This is a genomic window from Anaerostipes caccae L1-92 (assembly GCF_014467075.1).
Lineage (GTDB): Bacteria > Bacillota > Clostridia > Lachnospirales > Lachnospiraceae > Anaerostipes > Anaerostipes caccae.
In genome coordinates this window covers 1,698,470-1,724,206 of sequence record NZ_AP023027.1, presented here as the reverse complement: position 1 = coordinate 1,724,206, position 25,737 = coordinate 1,698,470, and the positions used below count along the sequence as shown (strand labels likewise).

The following is a 25,737-nucleotide window of genomic DNA, read 5'->3' as shown; positions in this document are numbered from 1 at the left end:
TCCCAACTCCTTTGATCTGCCTCATAGCTGCACTCGTTTTTTCTCCCGTTAAACAGAAAAATGGAACGCCGTTTGAAGAAGCGTTCCATTTTCTATTATACTATTTTTCATTGTGGAGCAGTTTATGTTCCTTCCCTTTCAGAATTCCGTCATAAACGGTCGCCACAATCGGATTCTGGCTGGAAAGCTTGATCTGGGCCATCTTATCGATCTTATACAGACCCTCAACTCTCGCTTTCTTTGTCCTCGGCCCGATCGGCACAGGCTGGCCTCCTCCGGTAATGCATCCTCTCTTGCATGCCATGACTTCAACAAAGTCATAATAGATCTCTCCCGCATCCAATTTATCCAGTACCTCTGAGGCACATTTGAGGCCATTGACTACCGCGATCTTTACGTCCCTGTCTCCCAGCTTAACGGAAGCTTCTTTGATCCCGTCCACGCCCCGGACACCGGTAAAGCTGATGGCCTCCAGATCTTCTGCCCGGTCGCTGTTCATCAGGCGGCGCAGGACGGCCTCTGTCACTCCTCCGGTCACGCCGAAGATTGCTCCGGCTCCGGAGGAGATTCCAAACGGCATATCCAAAGCCTCCGGCTCTACCTGAGAAAGGTCAATCCCTGACTCCTGAATCATGCGGGATGCCTCGGTCGTTGTCAGAACATAATCTACATTTTGTTCCCCTTCATTGAAATGTTCCGGCCTCGTGATCTCTGCTTTTTTTGCGGTACACGGCATGATGGATACGACCACTGTTTTCCTCGAGTCGCCTGCCTCATCCATTCGTGCCTCTTCTTTGATCAGCGCTCCGAACATTTCCTGAGGAGAACGGCACGTTGAAATTTTTTTCCTGAACTGTGGATACCTGTTCTCACAGAACTTCACCCATGCTGGACAGCAGGAGGTGAATAACGGAAGGTTATCTCCGGATTCAAGCCGTTCTACCAGTTCCTTGGATTCTTCCATGACCGTTAAGTCTGCGCCGAAGTTTGTATCATAGACTTCATCGAATCCGATCCTTCTAAGGGCGGCCACAAGACGCCCCAGTACATTTTCTCCTTTCGGGATTCCGAACTTGTCTCCCACGGCTACGCGCACGGCAGGAGCAATCTGGACAACGACCCGTATTTTCGGATCAGACAGCGCATCCCAAACTCTTTCAATGTCCTGCTTGATCGTAATGGCTCCGGTAGGACAGACTGCACGGCACTGTCCGCATCCCACACAGTCCGTTTGTGCCAGGTCTTTGTTAAAAGCCGTTGTCACCTGCATTTTTGATCCGCGGAATGCGAAGTCCAGGATTCCCATGCCCTGAATTTCATCGCAGGTCCTCACGCAGTCTCCGCATAGGATACATTTGTTAGGGTCCCGGATGATACATTCGGAAGACAGATCCTTCGGTAGCTGCTTTTTATTGTTCTCAAAGCGCACCTCCTTGATTCCCAGCTGTCTGGATAATTTCTGCAGGACACAGACACCGTTTTTCGTACAGGTAGTACAGTCTCTGCAGTGGGAGGCCAGCAAAAGTTCAATAATCATTTTTCTGTGATGCTTAAGCCTCGGTGTATTTGTATAGATCACCATTTTGTCTCTTGGTGTCTCAGAGCAGGATGCAAAGATCCTACCCCGGTCATCTTCCACCACACACATCCGGCATGCGCCGTATGTGGAAAGTTCGGAATGATAGCAGAATGTAGGAAGATCGATCCCGGATTTGCGGATGACAGACAAAACATTTTTTTCATCTGTGAACTCTACTCTTCTGTTATTGATTGTCATATAACTCATGTTCTTCTCCTCCTACCCTTCAATATGGATCGCACCAAACGCACAGGCACTCTCACATGCACCGCACTTAATGCATTTATCATTGTCAATTACATACGGTTCTTTGATCCGTCCGCTGATGGCGTCTGCCGGACAGTTCCTTGCACACTTGGAACATCCTTTGCAGCGTTCCGGGCTGATGATAAATCTTCTCAGGGCACTGCAGTTATGAGAAGCACACTTCTTGTCGACCACATGTTCCACATACTCATCGCGGAACAGCTTAAGGGTACTCATGACAGGGAGGGCAGCACTTTTTCCCAATCCGCAGAGTGCCGTCTCTGTGATCGTCGTGGCAAGTTCCTCTAAAAGATCCAGATCTTCAGGCTTTCCTTTTCCTTCTACGATCCGCTCAAGTATCTCCAGCATTCGCTTGGTTCCTTCCCGGCAGGGAACACATTTTCCGCAGCTTTCATTCTGGGTAAAGTTCATGAAAAACCGTGCCACTTCTACCATACAGGTGCTGTCATCCATGACAACAAGGCCTCCGGAACCGATCATGGCACCCATTTTTTTCAGGGAATCAAAGTCCAGATTTACATCCAGGTGCGGTGTGATCAGACATCCTCCGGACGGTCCTCCGATCTGTACCGCCTTGAATTCTCCGTCTCCCTTGATTCCTCCGCCGATGTCATAGATCACTTCCCGGAGCGTCGTTCCCATAGGCACCTCGATCAGGCCCGTGTGGTTGACACTGCCTGTCAGGGCAAACGCCTTGGTTCCGGGACTCTTTTCCGGTCCGATCCCTTTAAACCACTGTGCCCCTTCTGTGATGATCATCGGTACATTGGCGAACGTCTCTACATTATTCAGCACCGTCGGCTTTCCGAACAGTCCCTGTTCCACGGTTCTCGGCGGTTTTACACGGGGCATTCCCCGGTTGCCCTCGATGGATGCCGTCAGTGCGCTTCCCTCTCCGCAAACGAAAGCACCTGCTCCTTTATTGATATGTAAGTGGAAAGAAAAATCGGTTCCCAGGATATGATCTCCCAGAAGTCCGTATTCTTCCGCCTGTTCTATAGCCCGTTTCAGACGGCTGATTGCCAGTGGGTATTCGGCCCGCACGTAAATGTATCCTTCCTGAGCACCCACCGCATAGGCTGCAATCATGATGCCTTCGATCATCTTGTGGGGATCTCCCTCCATGATGCTCCGGTCCATAAATGCACCCGGGTCTCCCTCGTCTCCGTTGCATACGACATAGCGGATTTTCTCTTCCTGTCCGGCTACCTGGGACCACTTATACCCTGTCGGGAAACCTCCGCCTCCCCGCCCTCTTAAGTTCGACTCAGATATTTCGCTGATCACCTCTTCCGGCTTCATGTCAAACAGTGCTTTTTCCAGAGCCTCGTATCCGCCGATGGACAAATATTCCTCTATGTGTTCTGCGTCAATATGCCCGCAGTTTTTCAGCACGATTCTCGTCTGTTTTTTATAGAAGGGAATCTCTTCCTGTCTCTGATATTCAATTCCATCCCTCTTGAATAACAGATGCCTGATCGGTTCCCCCTTTTCGATCGTCCTGTGAAAAATTTCCTCACAGTCTTCCAGCTTCACCTTCGTATATAGGATTCCCTGAGGCTCGATCCTCATCAAAGGACCCATCTCGCAGAAGCCATGGCATCCGCTTTTTTTAATTCCAATCTCACCGTCTCCGTGTGCAATCTCCGGTCCGAAATGGACTTCTACGTCTGGATGTTCCCCCACTAACTCACACATCCTGTCATAGATGGCACCGGACCCTCCGGAAAGACAGCCTGTACCTGCACAGATCAGGACCCGGCACTTACTTTTGTTCATCTGCTCCCTGGAAGTCTGACGGATCTGTCCGAGAGCTTCTCTGTTTTCAATCTTTTTCATCATCTAAGCTCCTCTCAGTTCTCGAATCAGTTCAGCGGCAGCATCCGGGGTCATCGCCGGATAGACTTTGTCATTGACGGTGATGACCGGTGCAAGACCGCAGGCGCCGAGACAGGAAACGGTCTCCAGCGTGAACATCATATCATCCGTAGTCGCTTTCTCCTCTGAGAGCCCCAGTTCACTGTAAAGACGTTCCAGAATGGAGACCGATTTGCGGACATGACAGGCTGTTCCGTTGCAGACTTTAATGATATATTTTCCTTTTGGCTCAAAAGAAAAATTTTCATAAAAGGTCGCAACACTGTACGCCTTGGCTTCGTCAATGGACAGCTTTGATGCCACATAACTTAAAAGCTCCGGCGGAAGATAGCGGTATTCTGCCTGAATATCCTGGATGATCGGGATCAAAGCAGCCTGCGTAAGCCCGTGAGATGCTATGATCTCATCTGTTTTGTCATAGTAGGCCTGGTTTAACATGAGATACCTCCTTTACGTTGTGCATTTTGGTTAAATTTTTATCAATCACCGTTAATTATATGTCAATTTTGACTGATTATCAATAAAATAAGTATAAAACTTTTCACCAAACCGCAGAAAGTCCCACAGTGATAAAAGACAGCAGTCTTTTTCACTGTGGGACTTTCTTTCATTATTTTTTACATCGCCAGTTTAAATATTTCTACAATATCTTCTGTATTTAAGCGGCGCACCCAGCCGATGCTTCCGTCCTCATGGACAACGCGTACTCGTTTCGCCATGCGCTCCATCACTTCTTCATCTAAATCCTCAACTCCGGGAACATCCCTTAATTTTGTCGGAACTCCAAGGCTTAAGAAAAACAATTCTAAACGGTCGATGGCTTCCAGTACAGTTCTCTCCGGATCGCCATAGTCCATAGACACTCCCATAACACGAGTTGCCCATTTTATAAATTTGTCCATATTGTCTTTGTACACATATTTCATCCATGCAGGAGTAATCACCGCAAGCCCTGCTCCGTGAGTTACGCTCTGGTATTCACCGGATAACTCATGCTCGATGAAATGGGATGCCCAGTCGCCGGTTCTTCCCATGCCGGTCAGACCATTGTGCGAAAGGGTCGATGCCACCATGATGCTGGCTCTTGCCTCGTAATTTTCCGGATCTTTCATGAGAATCCGTCCGCAGTCCATACATGTGTGGAAAATAGCCTCACATAAATAGTCCGTCAGTATGTCATTTTCCTTTTCAGGAGTAAAATATCTCTCAAAGGAGTGAGACATGATGTCAATGATACCGCATGCCGTCTGGAATGGAGGCAGAGTCATTGTAAGTTCCGGATTTTCAATGGCAAATCTGGCACGGTTGATGTCATTGTCACAGAACCGTTTTAAGTTTTCGTCTGCTTTTGTAATAACACAGCTGTTAGACGCCTCACTTCCTGTGGCGGCAATGGTAAGAATGACACCTAGAGGAGTACTCTTTGTCGGCACATCATGAGGTACCCCGTCTTCTTCGATAAAGAAATCCCAGACGTCTCCTTCATAAGGAAGACCCATGGCAATCGCCTTTGTAGAATCGATAACGCTTCCTCCGCCGATGGCCAGAAGAAAATCGACGCCCTCTTTCTTACAGAGTTCGATCCCCTCATAAACCTTTGACAAATGAGGGTTCGGGACAACTCCTCCGAGTTCCACTACCTTCAATCCGTCTGCTTTTAACATATCGATCACTTTGTCGACAAATCCGTTTTGTTTTACAAATCCGCTGTCGTGATGTACCAGCACGGTTGTTCCGCCGTATTCTTTGATCCATTTTCCCGTTTCTTTTTCTGCATCTCTTCCCACAACCAGTCTGGTAGGGCTTAAAAATGTAAAATCATTCATTTGAATCTCCTTCCGTTTCCGTCTTAATTATTCCATATTTGCGTGACGTGCAAACAATTCCTTGTCACCCTGTTTTGTGATCCTCATCAAATCCATGACGATAGCGTCATATGTGATCCATGTCAATTCTTCAAAAGAAGACCCGGAAGACTGGACGCTGCCTTTTCCCTGGCCTGCACATTTTTCTGTCACTCCCGGAATGCGGATGGCCGCATCTGCCATAGAACCTATCTTATTTTCTGGGAACATTGTGACAGTCGCAACCTTTGCTCCCTGAGCCTTTGCAGTCTTGGCATTGGAAACTAAGCTGGCTGTATTCCCTGAGCCTGAACCGACAATCAGCAGGTCACCTTCCTGGATACTAGGAGTCGTAGGCTCCCCCACAAAATAAACCTGAAATCCCAAATGCATCAGCCGGTTAGAGAACCCTCTGGCAGCAAAGCCGGACCGCCCTGCTCCGCCTACGAAGATCCTTTTTGCGTTCATAATCAGATCTTCTACCTTTAACACGTCTTCATTCTGGATTTCTTTTGCGTTTTCCATTAATTCGTTTAAAATGGAAAAAACATTTTTGCACTCGCTCATATTCTTTCTTCCTCCTTGATTATAATAATGCATCTTGAATTGCTTTTGCTTCTGCAACCGGATCATCCGCATGACCGATAGCAGATCCAACGATCACGATATCTGGTTTTAATTCTACATATTTGCCGATAGTCTTACTGTTGATTCCTCCTGCTACGGCAATCTGAGATTTCTTTGCATTTGCTGTCATAACTTCCAGATCCTGAATAGGTTCTCTTCCCGCTGCCTGCTGGTCGGCTCCGGTGTGCACAGCCAGGATATCCACTCCGATCTCTTCCATTTTTGCGATCCTTGCCGGAAGGTCTTCCACACAAATCATATCTACGACCAGTTTTCTTTCATAATCTCTGGCAGCTTTTAAGGCTCCTTCTATTGTCAAATTATCAGAAACTCCCAAAATGGTAGCATAGGCAGCCCCTGCCTCATAGGCATAGCTTGCTTCTAAATATCCTCCGTCCATGATCTTTAAATCCGCCAGGATCTCCTTATCCGGGAAGAAACGGTGAAATTCACGCACTCCCCTCATTCCTTCGTCCATAACAAAAGGTGTTCCCACTTCAATAATGTCAACATGTTCCGCAACCTTATCGGCAAAACGCAGGGCGTCCACAAGATTCATTTCATCCAATGCCAGCTGTAATTTCATTCTTTTTTCCTCCTAAAATTTATTTATTTGTTTTTTGGGCTGCATACTCGTTATAATATTTTAAAATTTCATTATAAATTCTGCTTCCAGCTTCGATTCCGGTATAGTGTGAAACTGCTTTTTCAATTCCGTTTTCACTGATATATGCCTGAATCTGGGCAGCCTGCTCATCCCCGTCCATGTCATATAAGAATGCTGCCGCGATTCCCTTCAGGATCAGGTCATTTGCAAGTCCGTACTCTTCACATTGAACAGCCGGTTTCACCATACGGTCTTCCGGATCCAGCTTCCGGATCGGAGCTTTAGCGATCCGCTCAACAGTATCTTTGACACCTGGTGTAGACCAGCGTCCGATGGTAGCGTCAATATAATCAACCATATCTTCATGTGCAAAACCATGTTTTTTCTCGATAAATGCGCCGGCCTGAAGCATAATGTCTCTCGTCAGTTGTTTGTTTTCCGGCACCATAAAGTAGTCCTGAATAATATCATAACCCATCTGGCGGGCGATGTAAGCTGACATCGTATGTCCGCCATTGACAACACAAAGTTTTCTTTCTAAATACTTATCGAGGTTGTCAGCATATTCTGCATCTTTGATCGGCTCGGCATCCGGGTCCACCAACTGCTCTTTTTCAATGACAAGTTCAAATGTATTGCCCACATCAATTCCGTCTCTTCCGTCACGGTCAGCTGCAAACACCATACGGTCCACTGCTGTGCTCGGGATTCCGGCGATCTTATCCAGTTCCTCCTCTGTGAGAATCCCTGTCTTTAACAGTTCTTTCTTTAACATAACCCCGCAGTAAAAAGCATTCTCACATGGGATTACATTGACCCTTTCTTTTCCTGCGTCTAATCTGGCTTTTAATCCAGCTGCCAGGTTGTTTGCGATCTTTGGAAAATTGTCTGCGATGACTGCTGTTGTCACCAGATCGGCGTCTGTAATCGCCTGTGTCACTTCTTCCGGCTGCGTAATCGGAGATAATGCAGAGACTTTATCGATCTCTTTTCTTCTGTAATCTTCCTGGATTACATACAGGTAATAATTGTGATACTGATTCATCTCAGCATTTAATTTTTCATTTACATCGACAAACGTAATCTCATATCCTGTATTATGTAATAAGTCTGCTATAAATCCTCTGCCGATTTTTCCTGCTCCAAAATGTACCGCTTTCATAAAAATCTCCTTTTCTACAAATCATAATGTTAAAGGTGTGTTGTTTGCCTATGATCTTATTATAGAAAGCTTGTTTTGGAAAATCCATCTGTTCCAGTTCTGTTTTTTTCAATTTTATTTTGACAAAATTATCACTGTGGCACAGACACAAAAAAAACGGGCATTCTGTTCGGAATGTCCGTTTTTTGTATTATACAGCCAGCAGTTCCGCCAGATACTGTTTAAACTGATATCCGAACCACTGTCTGACTCCTTTCTCATCTGCTCTGTGGATCATTTCCTGGATATCCCTGTCCTCGATCACACTTTCCAGCATACGATTTAAAATATTTTTTTCATATTCCGACGCCTGATCCGGATAAACGGCATAAATGACATCCGTGTACTTTTCTCCGTTGGACAAATATTGATCGTCATGATAGTGAGCAGCAAAAAGCTTCGGTTCCGGCATTCGGGCAAGGACTGCTTCGTAATAGACCATGTCCGTTACCGGAATATAGTAGGACTGCTGTTTCTTCATTTTTTCTTCTGTTTCCGGCAGGGAACACAGGCTTTCTTCCGATAATATCCGCAGAAGGTTGTTTTTTAAATCTTTTTCCCTTGTCTCAACGATCCTGAATTGTCTGATAACTCTCAAGCCTGTATCCATGAGCAGGCGCAGTGTTTCAAGCGATTCTATATTATCCCTGGATTCCAGCTGGCGGCGTTCCTGTTCCCGGACCGTTATCTTGCGCATCGTTTTATATTTGTGGCGTTTGATCGCTTCATGGATTTGTTCCAATTCATTACTGCTTAAAAGCGGCGATACTTTCAGATAATTCCGTTTATCAATATAGAGAGGAATTGTGGATAAGATCAGATCATACTCGTCCAGATTTTCCTGACCGAACCCGACCAGCGATACCTCTTTGCTCACGCATATTTCCGGAATTTCCTGTTCTACCCGGTGGGCGAGCATTTTGGAAGAGCCCATGCCGCCGGAACAGACGACGAGAATCCGGAATGAACGCTTCATGACTTTATCCAGAGACACTGCAAAATAAAGTACCAGATAGCCGATCTCATCATCGGGGAAGAAATCATCCTGAAAAATCCTGTCTGCACCTTCCCGGATAATCCCGAACAGTTCTTCATAGTCTTTTTTCACATCCTCGATCAGCGGATTAGAAATACACATACCGCTTCGGATTCTTGTCAAAGCCCTCTCTATATGAACATACAGGCTTTCTTTTAATTCTTTGTCCCGGATCAGCTGAAGCCCCATACGGTCTTCCACATATTCAATGAATGTATGGATTTTAGAATCCAGAATACGGTTTTTGACCGTATAGACGCTTGATGTATCCTGGATCATTCCCATATGAAGCACCCATTTTATATACTGTTCTTCCTCCTGGCTCAGCAGAATATGAAATTCCTCTTCCAGCTCTCTTTTCACCTGCCGGGTAACCCTCTGTTCTTCTCCTTTAAAATTCTCAGTCTCAAACACTTTCTCATAGGGCTGTCCCTTTTGATGACAGCCGATCATCATGGCGATCAGCAGTATATATTCCAAGTACTCCCGGTCTTTGATCATAGCCGGCAGTTCACACTGATCCCGTATGATATTTTTCATTCTAAGGTAACATGCCGACATCACATCGAGATATCCGTACTCTTCCATCCTCTTTGTAAACGGATTCGACACATCCCCTTCTCTCCTCAGCCATTGATAGAGAGTGGCTTCATCTGCATGATTCAGAAGAATATTGATCATCAGCGCATTCTTCTCGATCTCACTGCCTGTGAGCAGGATTCCCTCCCCCTTTTTCTGGATCAGGTGAAGATCGTACACACCTAACTGCTCCTTTACCTTTTTCAGGTCATTTCGCACTGTGGGCACGGATGTATGATGGTCAATGGCCAGTGCTTCTGTTTTTATGTAATCATCCTGCTGAAGAAGATATAATAAAATAAAATCAATTCGTTCTCTGGGATCTACAATATAAATCTGTTTTTCCATCCCCAGAGAAATGCGCAGAGATTTCATGTCCTCTAAGCTCCCCACTGCGGCCATGCCTTTCTTGCTGACTGTATTAAGCTGTACTCCGTATTCCCTCATAATCTCTGTGACTTCCGGAATCTCACGGTATACCGTGCGGTCAGACACATTGATCTGCTTCGCGATTTCACCGATCGTCACATAACCTTTACTGTTCAGAATCACTTCTATTATTTCTTTAATCCGATTCGACATCTGCATCGTTCTCACCTCAAAAACATTTTAACACATCCTATTCAAAGATCACATCTATATCATGATCAAAACAAAAAGCATCAAATTCTTCCGGCAGCGGCCGGTCGGTGATCAATACGTCGATCTCCGCCAGATCAAATACTTTTATATAATATTTACAGTTTATTTTTGTGTGGTCTGCCAGCAAAATGGTTTTTTTAGCCTGCTGATGATATACCCTGGTGATCTCCGCATCTTCTAAATATAAGTTTGTCAGTCCCTGTGAAACATCCAGACCGCCCATCGACATAAAACAGATGTCTGCATAGCGGGACCTCACATAATTGCAGGCATCTGCACCGTAGACTGCATCATTGAAAATATCGTATTTTCCGCATACGACTTCTACATTTATGTTTGATGATTTTGCCAGTTCCTTGGCCGCGGCAAAGCCATGCGTCATGACATTTAACTTTTTATCCCGGTTGATATATTGAGCCAGATAAAAACAGGAACTGCTGGCATCCATAAAAACAGAGTCACCATTTTGGACAAACTGTGACGCAAGCCTCGCGATATATTTTTTCTCCTGTATATTTTCATCGTGCCGGAATGCCTGTGGGTATTGGGTCTGCTGCCTGCTTACATAAGAAGCGCCGCCCCGGTTTCTCTTCAGCAGACCCTTCTTTTCTAACAGCGTCAAGTCCCTGCGAATTGTCGGCTCACTGACATACAAAAGCTTTGTCAGTTCTTTGACCGAAATGTAATTTTTCTCTTTTACTAACTGGATAATTTTCCTTTCACGGTCTTCAAAACTCATAAGATTCCTCCCTTTGTTATCAATTATATGCGAAAATTTGATCGTTTTCAATCATAAGACGAGCACTTTTAGTTTCGAACTTCATTTTTTCAATCAAATCTTGATAATTTCCGAAAATATTATAGAATAACATCATATCTTTGAAAAATAAATAGAAAGGAATCAAATAGATGAAAATTGACGGAATTATTTTTGATATTGATGGAACACTGTGGGACGTAAGAGATGAGATTGCTCTGGCGCTTACCAGGGAAGCCCACAATCAGGGTCATCCTGAAATAAACTTTACATCTGAAAATCTCACCTCTGTATTCGGGATTCCTCCAAAGGAAGTGGCTGATCTGTTTATGTCTCACCTTCCTCCAAAAGAACGGTACAAACTCATGGAGGACTGTGGAAATCACCAGATAAAACTTGTCGAATCCCTGAACACCGACCGGACTTATCCGGGAGTAAAAGATACAATTAAAAAACTTGCACAGCAGTATCCCCTGTTTATCGTAAGCAACTGCCCCAGCGGTTATGTCCGTGCGTTTATGAGAAGAAACAAACTCTCTCCCTGGATCATGGACTATGAAGAACAGGGTCGTACCGGATTATCAAAAGTAGAAAACATAAAACTTGTCATGGAGCGCAGCCGGCTGAAGTCTCCCATATATATCGGGGATACAAAGGGAGATGCCGAAAGTGCGAAAAAAGCCGGGATCTCTTTTGTATGGGCATCTTATGGCTTTGGCCATGTGGATAACCCAGAATACTCCATTGACGATTTCAGAGAATTACACAGATTACTGGAACAATAAAAAGTTCTTTTCTCATTTTTTTAAAATTAGGGGTTGTAAACAATTTTTAATGAACTTATGCTTACATTAAGGATATCCTTTATCACATAAACCAATGGATGAAAGGAGAAATTATGACAACTCAGCAAGACATGAAAGAACTTGAAGCGATCATCAACAAAGACTATGGCAATACAGCAGGCATCGTCGTATTAAAGGACGGTGAAATGCAGTATGAGCAGTACTTTAACGGCTGTACCGCCGAAAGCCGCGTTCATATATATTCTGTTACAAAGAGCATTGTCTCTATTTTGATCGGAATCGCCATGGACAAAGGCTTCATCACAGACATTGACCAGAAGGTTTTAGATTTTTTCCCTGACTACGTCCCAAACCAGAGAGAAAAAACCATACAGAATATCACACTGAAACATTTGCTGACGATGACAGCCCCGTACAAATACAAAATTGCCCCCTACGTCAAATACTTCACCAGCGATGACATGGTAACGTTTACGCTTGATTTACTGGGAGGCAGGGGAAAACCAGGCCAATTCAGATATGCTCCTCTGATCGGACCGGATCTTTTGACAGGTATTTTAAAACAAGCTGCCGGCCAGTCTGTATTTGAATTTGCCCGGGAAAATTTATTCATACCGCTTAAAATTACCGCGGAGCGCAGCATCGTATTTCATTCCAAGGAAGAACAGCTGGCATTTAACAAAGCCACGGATATCAGCGGCTGGGTCTCTGACCCGTCCGGTACAAACACAGGAGGCTGGGGCCTTACCCTCTCGGCTGCGGATATGGCAAAACTGGGTCAGTTATATCTAAATGGCGGACTGTGGAACGGAAAACCTATTGTTTCAGCAGAATGGATCAGCGAGAGCACGAAAGAGCACAGCCGCTGGATTAAGGAGAACCTTGCTTACGGGTATTTATGGTGGCTCCACGAAGAAGGCTTTGCAGCAATGGGAGACGGTGGAAATGTAATCTACGTCAACATGAAGAAAAACCTGACCGTAGCCATCGCTTCCCTGTTTAAACCCAGAGCGAAGGATCGAATAGACTTTATTCAGAACTATATAGAACCGAAATTTCAGTAAAATTTATTTCTAAACATTCAAAAACAGCCTGCCCATGGAATTTTTGTTGAATTTCCATGAGCAGGCTTCCCGTTATAAATTATTCCCGATACCCTGAGATCAGATCCGCAAATCTCTTGGCCGTCAGATGCGGCCTTGTGATAGCACTTCCGACAACCACTGCATGTGCCCCCAGATACAGGCATTTCACTGCTTCTTCCGGAGTATTGATATGCCCTTCCATCATCATATACACATCGCTGCCAAGATCCCGGCACATCTTTGCAAATGCCCTCATATCCTGGGTTTCAAAATGCTTTGTTGCCTCCGTATATCCAAACAGAGTAGGCGCCACAATATCGACACCCAAGTCGGCCGCTCTTTTGGCCTCGTCATAGTTGGAGACATCGGCAAAGATCATGGCCTCAGGGATTTCCCTTTTCACATCCGCTACAAGTTCCCATGCACGGCGGCCTTCTTTTGTCATTCGGTCCGTACAGTCCATGGCAATGATCTCTGCTCCCGCTTCCCAGACCTGCTTTGCGGCCTCCAGAGTCGGAGTGATAAAAACCTCTTCATCACCTCTCCTGATCTTATATAAACCGATCACCGGCAGATCCACTGCTTTTTTAATGGCTCTGATCTGCTCCGGAGAATTGGCCCGGATTCCGACTGCCCCTGCCCACTGTGCGGCCTCTGCCATCTTGACTACCATATCATCTGTGTAGATCGGATCTTCAGGCACTACCTGGCAGGATACGATTAAACCTTTCATAGAATCCAGTATTTTTCTCTTTTCTGCATCTGTTGTGTTCATGATTCCATCTCCTTTTATGTCTATGTTGCCTTGTACGTCTTTTCTGTCTTTTATCATAACATAAAATACACCATTTGACACCTGGTCTGTCCTGTACATCATAAAATTACGCCGCCATCTACATCATCAGTATATGAAAGATCAAAATCATGGTAATCAACAATGATATCAGCAGAATGATACGGCAGAATTCTTTCATGGCCTTCATTTTTTCTTCCGGTTTTTCCTTTTTCATCATTCAAACCCACGTATCCTTTCTGCCACCGGTGCCTTTCCCCGAATAATCCGGTATGCGGCCAGAGGAATTCCAATGCATACAGCCGCAGATAACAAGACAGCTGCCAAAACCGGAACGGCCGGAATTTGAAATGGAATGTTCATGTAATTCATCGTCTGATAGTACTGATAAGTGATAAAAAGGCCAGCCGTTGCCGTCAGTGCCAGAGAAGTTCCCGCAAACAGTAGCCCCTCCCTGACCAGAAGCTTTTTCACCTGTTTTTCGGTCATTCCCACACTTTCCATGACAGCCAGAGACACCTTCCGGTTCTGGATATTTCCAAACACCGTATTGATATAATTCATCAGTCCGATCAATGCAAGAATAAGGGCAATTCCCACACCGACTCCGGTCATATTTCCCTGGGCCTTTTGGATATCCTTCATGCTGTCGATCCTGGATTCATAGGACACATCTTTAGCATAAGGGCTTTGACTCAGTTTTTTTCTGATTCTGCCTTCTGTTTCATCATCATATTCTTTTGTATACCGGATATTCAGTTTTGAAATATACGGATTCATGACGTGCTTCTTCATAAATGATTCACTGACAATAACAACTGGTGCCTTTCCTGAAGTTCTGCCATAATAACTGTCGTCGGTCATGCCTGCAATTCTTAGCTGGAACTTTTTGTTTTTATTTTCTGACAGATAAAATTTTACCCTTGCTTTTTTATCGATCTGACCGGAAAGATCCATGCCCGGCCCATAGATAATACAAATCTTACCGCTTTCAAAAAGTTCCTGATCTACCGGTTGTATGAGACTCTCATTTAAGTGCTCAAATTCCTCTTTATCAATTCCCTGCATGACAGAATAATATTTCTCCGGATGCTTTTTATAATCGCTGACATCGTCTTTATAAGGCGTATACATCCACTTCTCATAAAACTCTCTCATCCACACATCTGAGAATTCCGGTTCCCATGGGACAATGATCTTTGAACAGCGCAGCGGGTGCACTTCCCGGATATCTTTGCTCTTTTTCAATTCTTTTATCAAAGATGGTTTAAGTATCTGTTCCCATTTTTCATCTTCCTCTTTCATCAGAGTATCATTGCTGACTACTAAATCCGTGTCCATATAGTTTGACATGATCGTTCTGGCTCCGTGACTTTGGATGATCGTGATCAAACATAAAAACATCGACAGACTGGCAGCAAGGGAGAGGACTGCAATTCCTGTTTTTTTCTTGTCCTTACAAAACTGATCTGCGGCCATTCTCCACAGGAGACTTCCATTTCTTGTTTTATGCGTTTTCTTTCCTGCCGATGTAAGACGGTAATTGAGCGCCTCCACAGGTGTAACAGAAACCGCCTTCTTCATTGGCTTTCTGCCTCCGAAATAAACGGTCAGCCCCGTAATAAAAATTGTAATGAAAAAGACTGCCGGATGAAATGTGACAGGGATTGCGCTTTCCCTGATGCCGAGCGTCCGCACAATCTTCGGGATCAGCAGAAAGGATGTTAAAAAACCGAGCAGGATTCCTCCGCCCACCCCGGCTGTTCCTATCATCATTATCTGAGTTTTCATCAATAGACGAATCTGCCTTGAGGACATTCCCACGGTCTGCATCAGCCCATAGTAACGGATATTTCCTGAAACGGACAGGTACAAAATATTATAGATCAGCAGATAGGCACTCAGGCAGGTGACCAGGACCAGACCGGCCATTCCCGCAAAGATACCTGCAGATTTCTCCGTTTCTCCTGTAAATTGAAAATTCTGCCGCTTATTCAGATGTATACTCTCCTGAAACTTCGTCCTCTGATCTTCTGTCAGTATTTTATTTTTAAATTTTACATACAGCACACCCATTTGATTCAGCTGATATCCGGTCTTGTTATAAAATGCTTCTGATACATAAAACAGCTCCTGCTCACCGTATCCTTCCCATATTCCGGAAATAAGAAAGTTTTTCGTGTGAGTACCGTTCTGGTCTGTATAAGTCAGATCAAAGGTATCTCCAACATCCAGATTTTCTTTCCCGCAGTCTTTCAGGGCTGCTTTCGTGACCATCAGTTCATTTTCCTTTTTCGGATAGTAGCCTCTTACCCGCTTTCTGGCAGGCTTCATCATGACACTCCAATTCGTCTCATCACACCAGATCAGTCCGGTATGAAGTGTATCGTCTGCGTCTGTTTTCACTGCGGCGCCTGCATATGCTCCTGCTCCTGCAACTCTGACATCCTGATTATTTTTGCACTGTTTCAGCTGCTGCTCTGAATAACCGCCGTGCAGGACTGCATCAAAATCTGCGCCGTGTAAATGAATATTCTGCACCTGCTGCATTTTAAAATAAGTACTTCCGACCGTAAACACACTGAACAGCATAAAAGAAGACAGCATGACGGCGATGATCATCACGGCAGATTTAGGCTTGTTTCCTCTAAGTGAAGACACGGCCATCTTTGTAATGATCTTCCGGTTATTATTTTCCAGCATACGCATCACTTCCTCTCATGATCCGTCCGTCCTCGATGTGAACGATGCGGTCTGAAAGCTGTGCAATATCCTGATCATGGGTAATCAGAACAACGGTCTGTTTAAACCGACCCGCTACCGCTTTTAAAAGCCCCAGCACATCATGGCTGGAAGCAGTGTCCAGATTCCCCGTAGGTTCATCCGCCAGGATCATCGAAGGTTTCGATGCAATGGCTCTGGCAATGGCCGCCCTCTGCTGCTGTCCTCCGGACAGGGTATTGGGCAGCGCCTCTTTTTTCTCCTGCAGTTTCAAAAGATTCAGGATCTCATCAATGAATTCTCTGTCCACACAGTCTCCATCCAGTTCAATGGGCAGGGTTACATTTTCATACAGATTTAAATCCGGGACAAGATTGTAATTCTGAAATATGAATCCAATTTTTCTCCTGCGGAAGACCGCGAGCTGTTCCCTGTTCATTTTGGCAAGATTCTTTCCGTCTATATACACCTCACCTTCCGTCGGCACATCCAGCCCTCCGATCATATGAAGGAGCGTACTCTTCCCGCTTCCCGATTTACCGATAATGGATACAAACTCCTGATCTTTCACCCTGAAGTCTACCCCATCCAGCGCTTTCACAACGTTCGTCCCCAGCTGATAATATTTTTTCAATGCCCGTGTCTCTACTATATATGATTCCATAGATTGATCTCCTTTCCTTTGATACTGCAATCATAACTTATAAAAATCACAAACCGTTCACAGACATAAAATTTCACAGTACTGTAACTTTCCTTCTATCACCCATTGGGCAGGTAAATCTGAAAATCGGAACCTTTTCCAACCTCAGAACAGACTTGGATATAGCCTCCCTGCATTGTTATGATCTTCCTCGCCAGATAAAGCCCCACACCGATCCCCTCCTGGTCATACACCTCCGGTTCCCGGTAAAACCTTGTAAAAATCTCTGCCTGACGCTCCAGGGCAATCCCCTTCCCGGAATCCCTGATACTGATCTTCGTAAATATCTCCTGGACTGACACCGAGATTTCAATATTTCCTTCTCTGCCGGTATACTTTACCGCATTGTCGAGCAGGTTAAAGACAGCCTCCTCCGTCCACTTTGTATCATGATGTACCACAATGTCCTCATCGCAGTCCACAGACAGGCGTATCTGCTTTTTCTCGGCTTTCAAAACGATTGCCTCCACTGCTCTTTGAAGCGTCCCGCACAAAGGTAATTTCATACAGCGGACTTCTATGATTCCTGTCTCCAGACGGGACATTTTTACCATGCTCTGCAGAAGAAAATCCAGCTTTTCAGTCTGAATCCTTATCTTTTGGAGAAATTCCCCTGCTTCTGCCGAATCCAGTCCTTCATCCAGCAACACCTCCTCATAGAGCTTGATATTCGCAATGGGAGTTTTCGTCTGATGGGAAATATCCGAGATCAGGCTTTTCATTTTTTTCTTCTCTTCCAGATTTTCTGCGCTTTCCCTCTTCCAGATGCGCTCCAGCTTCTGAAGCCTTTCGTAAACTTTATTCCACAGAGTATCTCCCTCTTCTTCTATATTTTCCGGCTCCCTGCCGCAGGTCATATCGTTCAGACACCGGATCAGACGGTCGCTGAAGAAGAAAACATCCCGTTTTAGCTTCCATATTTTTATGCCCATAAAAACCGATATGAAAAAAAGGCAGCATGCCGCTGCTGTCATGATTCCAGCCATTGATATCCCATCCCATAAATATTAGAAATATAATGATGCTCTCCGTCCTCGATCTTTTTTCTCAGACGGTTTACGTTGACTGCCAGAGCGTGTTTATCCACGAAGCAGCCCCCGCTGTCCCAGATACGTTCAAGCAGCACAGCGTAGGTCAGAAGCTGTCCTCTGTTCAGGACAAACTGACGGAGCAGCCGAAATTCCGTAGGAGTAACCATACATTCTTTTCCGCCCGCCTCTACCTTTGCCCTCTCAAAATCTATCTTTAAAAATCCATCGTCAAAGAAATTTTCTCTGCCGGTCTTTTCCCTCTTTAAAACCACGCGGATTTTTTCTTTTAATATTCTGATAGAAAACGGCTTTGTAATGTAGTCTTCCGCCCCGGAACCATAGCCCTCCAGGGCATCCTCCTCCAAATCTCTCGCTGTCAGAAACAAAACCGGGACTTCCCTCTGTCCTTTCATCCATCTGCAGAGAGAAAATCCTTCTCCGTCCGGCAGATTAACATCCAATAAAATCAGTTCCATTTTTTCTTGTCGATATATGGCTTTCGCCTCACAAACCGAATACGCTGAATATATGTCATACCCCTCTTTTTTCAGCGCATAGCAGATCGTCCGGTTTAGCTCCCGGTCGTCTTCCACGATCAGTATTTTCTGCATTTTGTACCTTCTTTCCGCATTTTCATCTGTCTTCAGCTTCTATTTTATCATACAATTAAGCCAAAAGACCTTCACTCCGGTGATTATCACGATATTGTGATCTTAAAAAAATAACAAAGGAACTGCTGTACATAACCGATTTCTCCGTCATGGCACAGCAGTCCCTGATTTGATTTTACCGAATTTATTTTAGTATAGAAATAACAACTTTTATTTCAGCGTTTTTAATGCCTCTGTTACAAAGGCGTGGTCTTCACTTTGAGCCATTCCGGATACGGTCACGGTTCCGATCATTCCTGTCCCGGAAACAAAGACCGGAATGCTTCCTCCTGCCTGCGCATAATCACCTTTTTCCAGCCCATACCGATTCCACATGTCATCCTGTTTGAGATCCATCGACAATTTCATTTCGTAAGAACTTTTTTCAAAATCATAAACCGTGTTTTCTTTCCTGCGGACCCAGTCTTCGTTGTTCTTAGACGTGCCCTCCATTGCCGCATAAAAAATCTGCTTTCTGTTCTTTGTAATGGAAATGACAATCGGTTTGTTTTCTTTCAAAGCTTTCTGGTACATTTGGATACCCAAAGCACAGGCTTCTTCGTTTGTGAATGATTTGAGAACAAGTTCTTTCTGCTCCTCGTTCATCTGATCAATTAATGTTTTGATATCTTCCATGACTTCCTCCCTATTGATCTGCCGGGAATACGATTCCCATCTGTTTTCTCGCTTCATCCATGACCTTCAGCTCCAATACAGAGTACTGATTATGTATCTGCGCACTTTCTTTTGCCTCTGCCAGCCGAATGAATTCCTCTATCTCATAATACATGTTGTTGGCCTTTTTGTCTATTTTGATCTCTTCTCTATCACCGTTCCGATAGACAATCTCGATCTTTGTTGTATCCGGAATTTCCGTTATGATCATAGAAGCCTCTTCTCCCTGGATCTGGCTTGGAAGTGCGGAATTTGTAATCTTAGAGTACATAAGCTCCGCCTGCATTTCATCATACATAGCCACAATGGTTCCGGACGCATCCACTCCGTTGGAAAGTTTCAGGCAGTGAGCTGAGATTTCATTGGGCAGTCCGAACAGTTTTACCATCGGATGCACACAGTAGACGCCGATATCCATCAGAGATCCGTTGGACAGCTCCGGTTTAAATGCGTTTTCTATGATTCCTTTTTTAAAATTGTCATACCGGCTGGAATACTGGCAGTACTGGAACGTTGCCCTGCGGATCTTTCCGAGCTTCGGAAGATTTTCCTGAATTGCCGCAAAACCAGGGTCGAACACGGAACGCATCGCTTCAATGACCATGACTTGATTTTCTTCTGCGGCCTTGAGCATCTGCTCTAATTCGCCGGAATTAGATGCAATGGTTTTTTCACACAGGACATGCTTGCCGGCTTTCAGCATCTTTATACTCTGTCCTGCATGGAGCGCGTTGGGAGATGCCACGTAAACTGCATCGATGTCTTTTGCAGCCGCCAGAGCATCAAGGGAATCATAGCAGTCTTCGATCCCATATTTCTCTGCATACTCTTTTGCCTTTTCCATACTCCTTGAATACACTGCCTGAACCTTAAAGCCTTCACATTGGCTCCCCGCATCCATGAAATTGTCTGTTATAAAATTTGTTCCGATTACTGCAAATCTGACCATATGATCTCATCCTTCCGTGTGGCTATTGTTTTATATTGGTTACTATTATTTTATTGTGTTGGATCTTTTTTGTCAACCTTCCCAACTTTTGTTTTCACTTTGCACAGAACAGCAATCGGCAGAAAGCTTACTTAGAGGCATCTCACGGAAAAAGACAGGAGTTACTGTAAATAGTAAATCCTGTCTTCTCTGCGTACATTCACTGATCTCAGCAGCTGGTCATGTTCTTTCCTATGCCTGTTAATCCCTCAAAATCTTTCACAAAGTCATCAATCGCTGATGTGATTGCCTGATTTTTTACCAATCCTTCAATCACATCCGGTGCGGCTGTAGAAGCGCCGATTCCGTATTCACATAGTTCCAGCACCTGCTGAGAATTCTTAAAGCTGGCTGCCAGCACTTCTGTGTTCAGTCCATTATTCCTGAAAATATCATGGATTTTTTTTGCAGCCTGGATACCGTTATATCCCATATTATCAATCCGGTTAATATAAGGGGCTGCGTAGGATGCCCCGCTCTTTGCTGCAAGGAACGCCTGCATCGGTGTATAAACCGCAGTTGCCGTCAGTTTAATACCCTCTTTCTTTAATTCCTGCATTGCCTTAAATCCTTCAGGAACAGCCGGAATTTTTACATAAGTATTCTTTCCGAGCTCTTTGACGATTTTATGTGCCTCTTCAGCAATTCCATGCGCATCGCCTGACACAGTCTGCACATGAAGTTCCGCTTCATCCCCGATAAACTCACGGATTTCTTTGAGTACATCATAAGGACTTCTTTTACTTTTAGCCAAAATAGATGGATTCGTGGTCACACCATCCACCGGATAAAATTCGTAAATTTCCTTAATCCGTTCGATGTTCGCATCATCAATCATTAATTTCATGGTAAATCTTCCTTTCAATTACAGTGTCTGCTCTGTTCTTTCAATAATATCATCCTGTGTTTTTTTAGAAAGTACATTGAAGAATGCACTGTATCCGGCCACACGGACAATCAGATCTTTATGGTCCTCCGGATGTACCTGCGCATCCAGCAGCGTTTCTTTTGACACAATATTATACTGTACATGATATCCGTGCAGTCGGTTGAAAAATGTACGGATCAGCATTTCCAGCTTTTGTTTGTTCTCTTCCGTAGAAAGCATCTGCGGCGTCATCTTCTGATTTAATAAGACACCTCCGGTTATTTTCTCTGTGGGAAGTTTAGAAACAGTTTTAAATACCGCGGTCGGTCCGTTTTTATCCGCATTATGTGCAGGACTGCAGCCTTCCGCTAAAGGTTCAAATGCATTTCTTCCATCCGGCGTTGCCTTAGTTCCCATACCCTGCCCCACATTGGCACTGATGGAAGATGTGCCGCCGTAGCGTATCCCTCCGATCGGTCCTCTCTGATAACGAGTGTTTGGATATTTCTTGATTTCATCTAAGTAAGAATCATATGCTTCAAGAACCAGCAGGTCTACATCGTCATTGTCATTGCCGTACTTTGGTACGTCATTGACCAGCATCTCCTGAATCTTCTGATTCTCCGGAGACTGGAAATCATCAAGAATCGCATTCCAGAGCTGCTCCTTTGTAATTTTCTTTTCTTCGTAAACAAGCTGCTTAATCGCAGCCAGAGAATCTGCCATATTTGCAATTCCAACCTGAAGTCCGGAAATAAAATCATAAACAGCTCCGCCTTCTTTGATGGTCTTTCCTCTTCCGATGCAGTCATCCGTAAGCGCAGAGCAGAGAATATCCGGCACATCTCTTTCAGATGCTTTATCGATGACATTCTCAACAATGACACTGTAACGGGTCATTTCTCTTACAGTCTTATCCCACGCTGCCAGCAGATCCTCATAGGAGTCCATATCCTTAAAATAACCATAACCTTTTGTAAATCTCTTTCCGCTTGTCAGATCCACGCCATTATTCATGGCACAGAGCAGAACTCTCGGAAAATTGATATAAGACATTCCCGTACAGCGGTATCCCCACTTGCCGGGAACTGCGGTCTCTACACATCCAATGGCGCTGTAATTATAAGCGTCCTCTTCTTTGACACCCCAGTTGATAAAAGAAGGTATGATAATTTCGTCATTGTTCAGTGCCGGCATTCCAAATCCAAGCTTCATAACTTCGATACATTCGTCAAAAAACTGCTTGTTGATATTTTGATGATACCGCACCGTCAGGTTGGGCTGGGTAAGCCTTGTCTGTGCAACAGATTTAAGTACTGCAAAACTTAATTCATTCACCGCATCTTTCTTATCCGGTGTCTGTCCGCCGATCGTAACATTCTGATACATAGGAGAGCCGGCTGAACTTAAGGTATGTGCCTGGGATCTTATTTTATTGATGGTCAGTGTCTTGATCCAGAGACATGTCAGGATTTCTCCTGCCTCTTCCTCTGTCATCGTTCCGTCCTGAATCTCTTTTTTATAATACGGATACATATACTGGTCAAACCTTCCGTAACTTAAAGAGTGTCCGTTTGACTCGATCTGCAGGATCAGCTGAATGAACCAGACAGACTGTACAGCTTCTTTGAAAGAAGATGCAGGTTCATACGGAACCTTAGAACAAATCCTGCTCATCTCTTCCAGTTCTGCTTTTCTCTTCGGGTCCTTCTCTTTGCCTGCTAATTCTTCTGCCAGTCTGCTGTAACGCAGTGCAAAATGATGAACCGCCTCAATCACAATCAAGACAGCCTTATAAAATTCATTTTTATCAACACTCTCCGGATCAGTAAAGTCAAGAGCATCTTTGAAAGCCTTTGTTCTTTCTTCATATCCTTTCAATCCCTCAGCCAGAAGTCTTTCATAATTCACTGCTAAATGGGCATCTCCTGCATTTAGTTTTCCTTCCATGCCGAAAACACCGGTTTCCATAAAGACACTGACTTCATCAGGAAGAAGCGCCTCACCTCTTGCGCGCAGATTATTATTCTCCCAAAATGGTGCAATCTCACGAAGCTGCTGTTTTGTTTCTTCTGTTATATAAAATACATCTCCATCTCTCTTCTCAAAGAGATCCAATTCGTTCAGAATAAATTCCATTGTGTATTCGGGAAAAATCGGAGCATTGGCATTCTTCGTTGCCTGGTTGCCGGCGATCACAGATTTGTCTTCAATGTAAATCGTCATGTTTTCCAAAATCTTCTTCAGCATAAGCGCTCTCACCATAACACGGGGCTGATTCTGATTCTCTTTATAGGCCTGAGTCGCCAGCAATGCCCTCTCAGCATCGATATAGGGTTTCTCATCCAAGACTTCTTCACGAAAAGCACTCATTCTGTCTGTCAGTGATCCAAAATGCGCTTTATTTTCCATAAGCTCCTCCTTTAAATTTCACTCGTAATATTTCTTTGTTTTGTTTGTAATTTAAATCTACATCATTTCCAAATATTTGTCAAGATGTTTTTGTATTAAAATTAATTATTCTTTCATTTGAAAGTTTTTATTTTCAAATCGAAACAAATATGTTATGATTTAGTCAGCAAAGGAGATTACTATGAAAAAAGCAGATTATAAAAAAACAGGTGTTGTTTTTAATATTCAAAAATTTAGTGTCAATGACGGTCCAGGCATCCGAACGGTTGTTTTTTTTAAAGGCTGCCCTATGCACTGCCGCTGGTGTTCAAATCCCGAAAGCCAGCTTTCAGAGATCCAGATTCTATGGGATCAAAAAAAATGTATTGGGTGTCATCACTGCATAGATGTATGTCCGTCCAAAGCAATTTCTTTGATTCAGGACCACATCCGCGTTCATGCAGAGAAATGCATCGGATGCAGACAATGTGTACTCGAATGTCCCGGTAAAGCATTAAAATCAGAAGGGGAAACCAAGACAGTACAGGAAGTCCTTAATGTAGTGCTGCAGGATAAAGATTTTTATGAAGAAAGCGGCGGCGGCATTACTCTTTCCGGCGGTGAATTCCTTTCCCAGCCCGAATTTGCCGCTGAACTGCTGCTTGCCTCTAAGGAAAATGGACTGCATACTTGCTGTGAGACAACAGGATTTGCTGATCCGGAAATCTTTAACGGCGTAATAAAACATCTTGATTACATACTATTTGATATGAAACATTGGAATACCGCAAAACACAAAGAGGGCACCGGTGTATCCAATGATCTTCCTCTATTTAATATGAAGCACGCCATCCAAGCAGGAAAAGAAGTCCTCCCAAGAATTCCTGTGATCCCGGGATTCAACGACTCCTTTGAAGATGCCGCCAGGCTGGCAGACACCCTGCTGAAAGCCGGAGCAGATAAGTGTCAGCTGCTTCCTTTTCATCAGTTCGGTGAAAACAAATATGATTTATTGGGTCAGGCGTATGATTACCATGATATACCGTCTATGCACAGGGAGGATTTGCAGGATTATCTTCAAACAATGATTGATTGCGGGATTCTTGCATTTTTTTAAGCAGCATGTTCTTTCATTCGTAACTTTACCTCATTGATTGAATCTTTATTTGTGGTATACTAGGAAACAAAGTAAAATATCACAATGCTACAACATACGAACGGAGTCATCATATGAAAAACAGGACAAATAAGATTTTGGAGCTTCTCACCCAAAAAAATAAAATTGAAGTATCACAGCTTTCCGAACAACTTGGTGTTTCCCAGGTTACTGTCAGAAAGGACTTAGATGAACTGGAAAACAAAGGAATCATAAAGCGTGAACACGGATTTGCACTCTTATGCAGCACGGACGATATTAACGGGAGAATCGCCTACCATTATGAAGCAAAACGAAAAATCGCCAAGAAAGCGGCCGAATTGATCTGTGACGGCGATACGGTTATGATCGAAAGCGGCAGCTGCTGTGCTCTCTTGGCAGATGAGCTGGCCTCTTCCAAAAAAGATTTGACGATTATTACCAACAGTGCTTTTATCGCAGACCATATCAGGGGAAAATCAAACTTTCAGATCATTCTCTTAGGCGGCATTTATCAGCAGGATTCCCAGGTCATGGTAGGCCCGATGATTCGTCCCTGTGTAGAAAATTTTCTTGTAGATTTATTTTTTATCGGAACAGACGGTTATACTCCCAAAGCCGGCTTTACCAATCGTGACCAGATGCGGGCACAGGCTGTACGGGATATGGCCCTGCAGGCCGGTCAGGTTGTCGTATTAACAGAAAGTGACAAATTTTCTAAACACGGAATTGTCCCTCTCAACCTAAAAGAACAGGTCAAGACAGTGATTACCGATGATCAAATTTCTGAGGCTTCCAAGTCAGAGCTGGAGAGCAAGGGAATCAAAGTAACATTTTGACCAGTTCTCCTGCTTGCTGTCTCCAATAAGATTCA

At 44.3% G+C, this 25,737-nt stretch carries 23 protein-coding genes; 4 read left to right on the top strand and 19 right to left on the bottom strand.

Annotated elements, in window-relative coordinates:
* Positions 1-100: 100 nt before the first annotated feature.
* From ANCC_RS08445 to ANCC_RS08405, 9 genes are all read right to left on the bottom strand, one after another.
* Positions 101-1,786, bottom strand: a complete 1,686-nt coding sequence (locus tag ANCC_RS08445) for a [FeFe] hydrogenase, group A (protein WP_039946608.1) — start codon at positions 1,784-1,786, stop codon at positions 101-103.
* 12 nt (positions 1,787-1,798) lie between these two features.
* A complete protein-coding gene (gene nuoF / locus ANCC_RS08440) occupies positions 1,799-3,688 on the bottom strand; it encodes an NADH-quinone oxidoreductase subunit NuoF (RefSeq protein WP_006567085.1) in 1,890 nt (629 codons plus the stop codon).
* A complete protein-coding gene (locus ANCC_RS08435) occupies positions 3,689-4,162 on the bottom strand; it encodes a complex I 24 kDa subunit family protein (protein WP_006567086.1) in 474 nt (157 codons plus the stop codon).
* 179 nt (positions 4,163-4,341) lie between these two features.
* A complete protein-coding gene (locus ANCC_RS08430) occupies positions 4,342-5,550 on the bottom strand; it encodes an iron-containing alcohol dehydrogenase (RefSeq protein WP_006567087.1) in 1,209 nt (402 codons plus the stop codon).
* Between the two features lie 27 nt (positions 5,551-5,577).
* Positions 5,578-6,135 carry a 6-phospho-3-hexuloisomerase gene (gene hxlB / locus ANCC_RS08425; RefSeq protein ID WP_009289729.1) on the bottom strand — a complete coding sequence of 186 codons (558 nt, stop codon included), beginning with the start codon at positions 6,133-6,135 and terminating at the stop codon, positions 5,578-5,580.
* A 19-nt stretch (positions 6,136-6,154) separates the two neighbouring features.
* Positions 6,155-6,781 (bottom strand): 3-hexulose-6-phosphate synthase, encoded by a 627-nt coding sequence (gene hxlA, locus ANCC_RS08420; RefSeq protein ID WP_006567089.1) that lies wholly within the window; start codon positions 6,779-6,781, stop codon positions 6,155-6,157.
* A 19-nt stretch (positions 6,782-6,800) separates the two neighbouring features.
* Positions 6,801-7,964: a mannitol dehydrogenase family protein gene (locus ANCC_RS08415; protein WP_006567090.1), complete on the bottom strand. Its 1,164-nt coding sequence runs from the start codon at positions 7,962-7,964 to the stop codon at positions 6,801-6,803.
* A 190-nt stretch (positions 7,965-8,154) separates the two neighbouring features.
* Complete coding sequence (locus tag ANCC_RS08410) at positions 8,155-10,206, bottom strand: BglG family transcription antiterminator (protein WP_006567091.1); 2,052 nt, start codon at positions 10,204-10,206, stop codon at positions 8,155-8,157.
* A gap of 31 nt (positions 10,207-10,237) precedes the next feature.
* Positions 10,238-10,999 (bottom strand): DeoR/GlpR family DNA-binding transcription regulator, encoded by a 762-nt coding sequence (locus tag ANCC_RS08405; RefSeq protein WP_006567092.1) that lies wholly within the window; start codon positions 10,997-10,999, stop codon positions 10,238-10,240.
* A gap of 170 nt (positions 11,000-11,169) precedes the next feature.
* Here ANCC_RS08405 and ANCC_RS08400 point away from each other — a divergent pair, with 170 nt between their 5' ends.
* Together ANCC_RS08400 and ANCC_RS08395 are read left to right on the top strand one after the other, a co-directional pair.
* Complete coding sequence (locus tag ANCC_RS08400) at positions 11,170-11,802, top strand: HAD family hydrolase (RefSeq protein WP_006567093.1); 633 nt, start codon at positions 11,170-11,172, stop codon at positions 11,800-11,802.
* Between the two features lie 113 nt (positions 11,803-11,915).
* Entirely contained in the window at positions 11,916-12,887 is a 972-nt protein-coding gene (locus tag ANCC_RS08395) for a serine hydrolase domain-containing protein (protein ID WP_050754285.1), read from the top strand.
* A 79-nt stretch (positions 12,888-12,966) separates the two neighbouring features.
* On the opposite strand, the gene ANCC_RS08390 is transcribed toward ANCC_RS08395, so the two are convergent.
* The 10 genes from ANCC_RS08390 to ANCC_RS08345 form a co-directional block, all read right to left on the bottom strand.
* A complete protein-coding gene (locus ANCC_RS08390; protein ID WP_039930423.1) occupies positions 12,967-13,683 on the bottom strand; it encodes an N-acetylmannosamine-6-phosphate 2-epimerase in 717 nt (238 codons plus the stop codon).
* 98 nt (positions 13,684-13,781) lie between these two features.
* Complete coding sequence (locus tag ANCC_RS08385) at positions 13,782-13,925, bottom strand: hypothetical protein (protein ID WP_156340525.1); 144 nt, start codon at positions 13,923-13,925, stop codon at positions 13,782-13,784.
* Positions 13,918-16,404 (bottom strand): ABC transporter permease, encoded by a 2,487-nt coding sequence (locus ANCC_RS08380; RefSeq protein ID WP_006567097.1) that lies wholly within the window; start codon positions 16,402-16,404, stop codon positions 13,918-13,920. The genes ANCC_RS08385 and ANCC_RS08380 overlap by 8 nt, the downstream gene beginning before the upstream one ends.
* Entirely contained in the window at positions 16,391-17,086 is a 696-nt protein-coding gene (locus ANCC_RS08375; RefSeq protein ID WP_006567098.1) for an ABC transporter ATP-binding protein, read from the bottom strand. Before ANCC_RS08375 ends, ANCC_RS08380 begins: the two co-directional genes overlap by 14 nt.
* 98 nt (positions 17,087-17,184) lie before the next feature.
* The gene (locus tag ANCC_RS08370) at positions 17,185-18,111 is read right to left on the bottom strand and encodes a sensor histidine kinase (RefSeq protein WP_006567099.1); all 927 of its coding nucleotides are present in this window, start codon (positions 18,109-18,111) and stop codon (positions 17,185-17,187) included.
* Positions 18,096-18,767 (bottom strand): response regulator transcription factor, encoded by a 672-nt coding sequence (locus ANCC_RS08365; protein ID WP_006567100.1) that lies wholly within the window; start codon positions 18,765-18,767, stop codon positions 18,096-18,098. The genes ANCC_RS08370 and ANCC_RS08365 overlap by 16 nt, the downstream gene beginning before the upstream one ends.
* Before the next feature lie 210 nt (positions 18,768-18,977).
* Positions 18,978-19,442 (bottom strand): heme-degrading domain-containing protein, encoded by a 465-nt coding sequence (locus tag ANCC_RS08360; protein ID WP_006567101.1) that lies wholly within the window; start codon positions 19,440-19,442, stop codon positions 18,978-18,980.
* Between the two features lie 10 nt (positions 19,443-19,452).
* The gene (locus tag ANCC_RS08355) at positions 19,453-20,430 is read right to left on the bottom strand and encodes a Gfo/Idh/MocA family protein (protein WP_006567102.1); all 978 of its coding nucleotides are present in this window, start codon (positions 20,428-20,430) and stop codon (positions 19,453-19,455) included.
* A 208-nt stretch (positions 20,431-20,638) separates the two neighbouring features.
* The gene (locus tag ANCC_RS08350) at positions 20,639-21,316 is read right to left on the bottom strand and encodes a transaldolase family protein (RefSeq protein ID WP_006567103.1); all 678 of its coding nucleotides are present in this window, start codon (positions 21,314-21,316) and stop codon (positions 20,639-20,641) included.
* An 18-nt stretch (positions 21,317-21,334) separates the two neighbouring features.
* Positions 21,335-23,749, bottom strand: a complete 2,415-nt coding sequence (locus tag ANCC_RS08345) for a glycyl radical protein (RefSeq protein WP_009289740.1) — start codon at positions 23,747-23,749, stop codon at positions 21,335-21,337.
* 181 nt (positions 23,750-23,930) lie between these two features.
* On the opposite strand from ANCC_RS08345, the gene ANCC_RS08340 reads away from it, so the two are divergent.
* Positions 23,931-24,845, top strand: a complete 915-nt coding sequence (locus tag ANCC_RS08340) for a glycyl-radical enzyme activating protein (RefSeq protein ID WP_006567105.1) — start codon at positions 23,931-23,933, stop codon at positions 24,843-24,845.
* 113 nt (positions 24,846-24,958) lie between these two features.
* Positions 24,959-25,702, top strand: a complete 744-nt coding sequence (locus tag ANCC_RS08335) for a DeoR/GlpR family DNA-binding transcription regulator (RefSeq protein WP_006567106.1) — start codon at positions 24,959-24,961, stop codon at positions 25,700-25,702.
* The last annotated feature ends 35 nt before the right edge of the window (positions 25,703-25,737 follow it).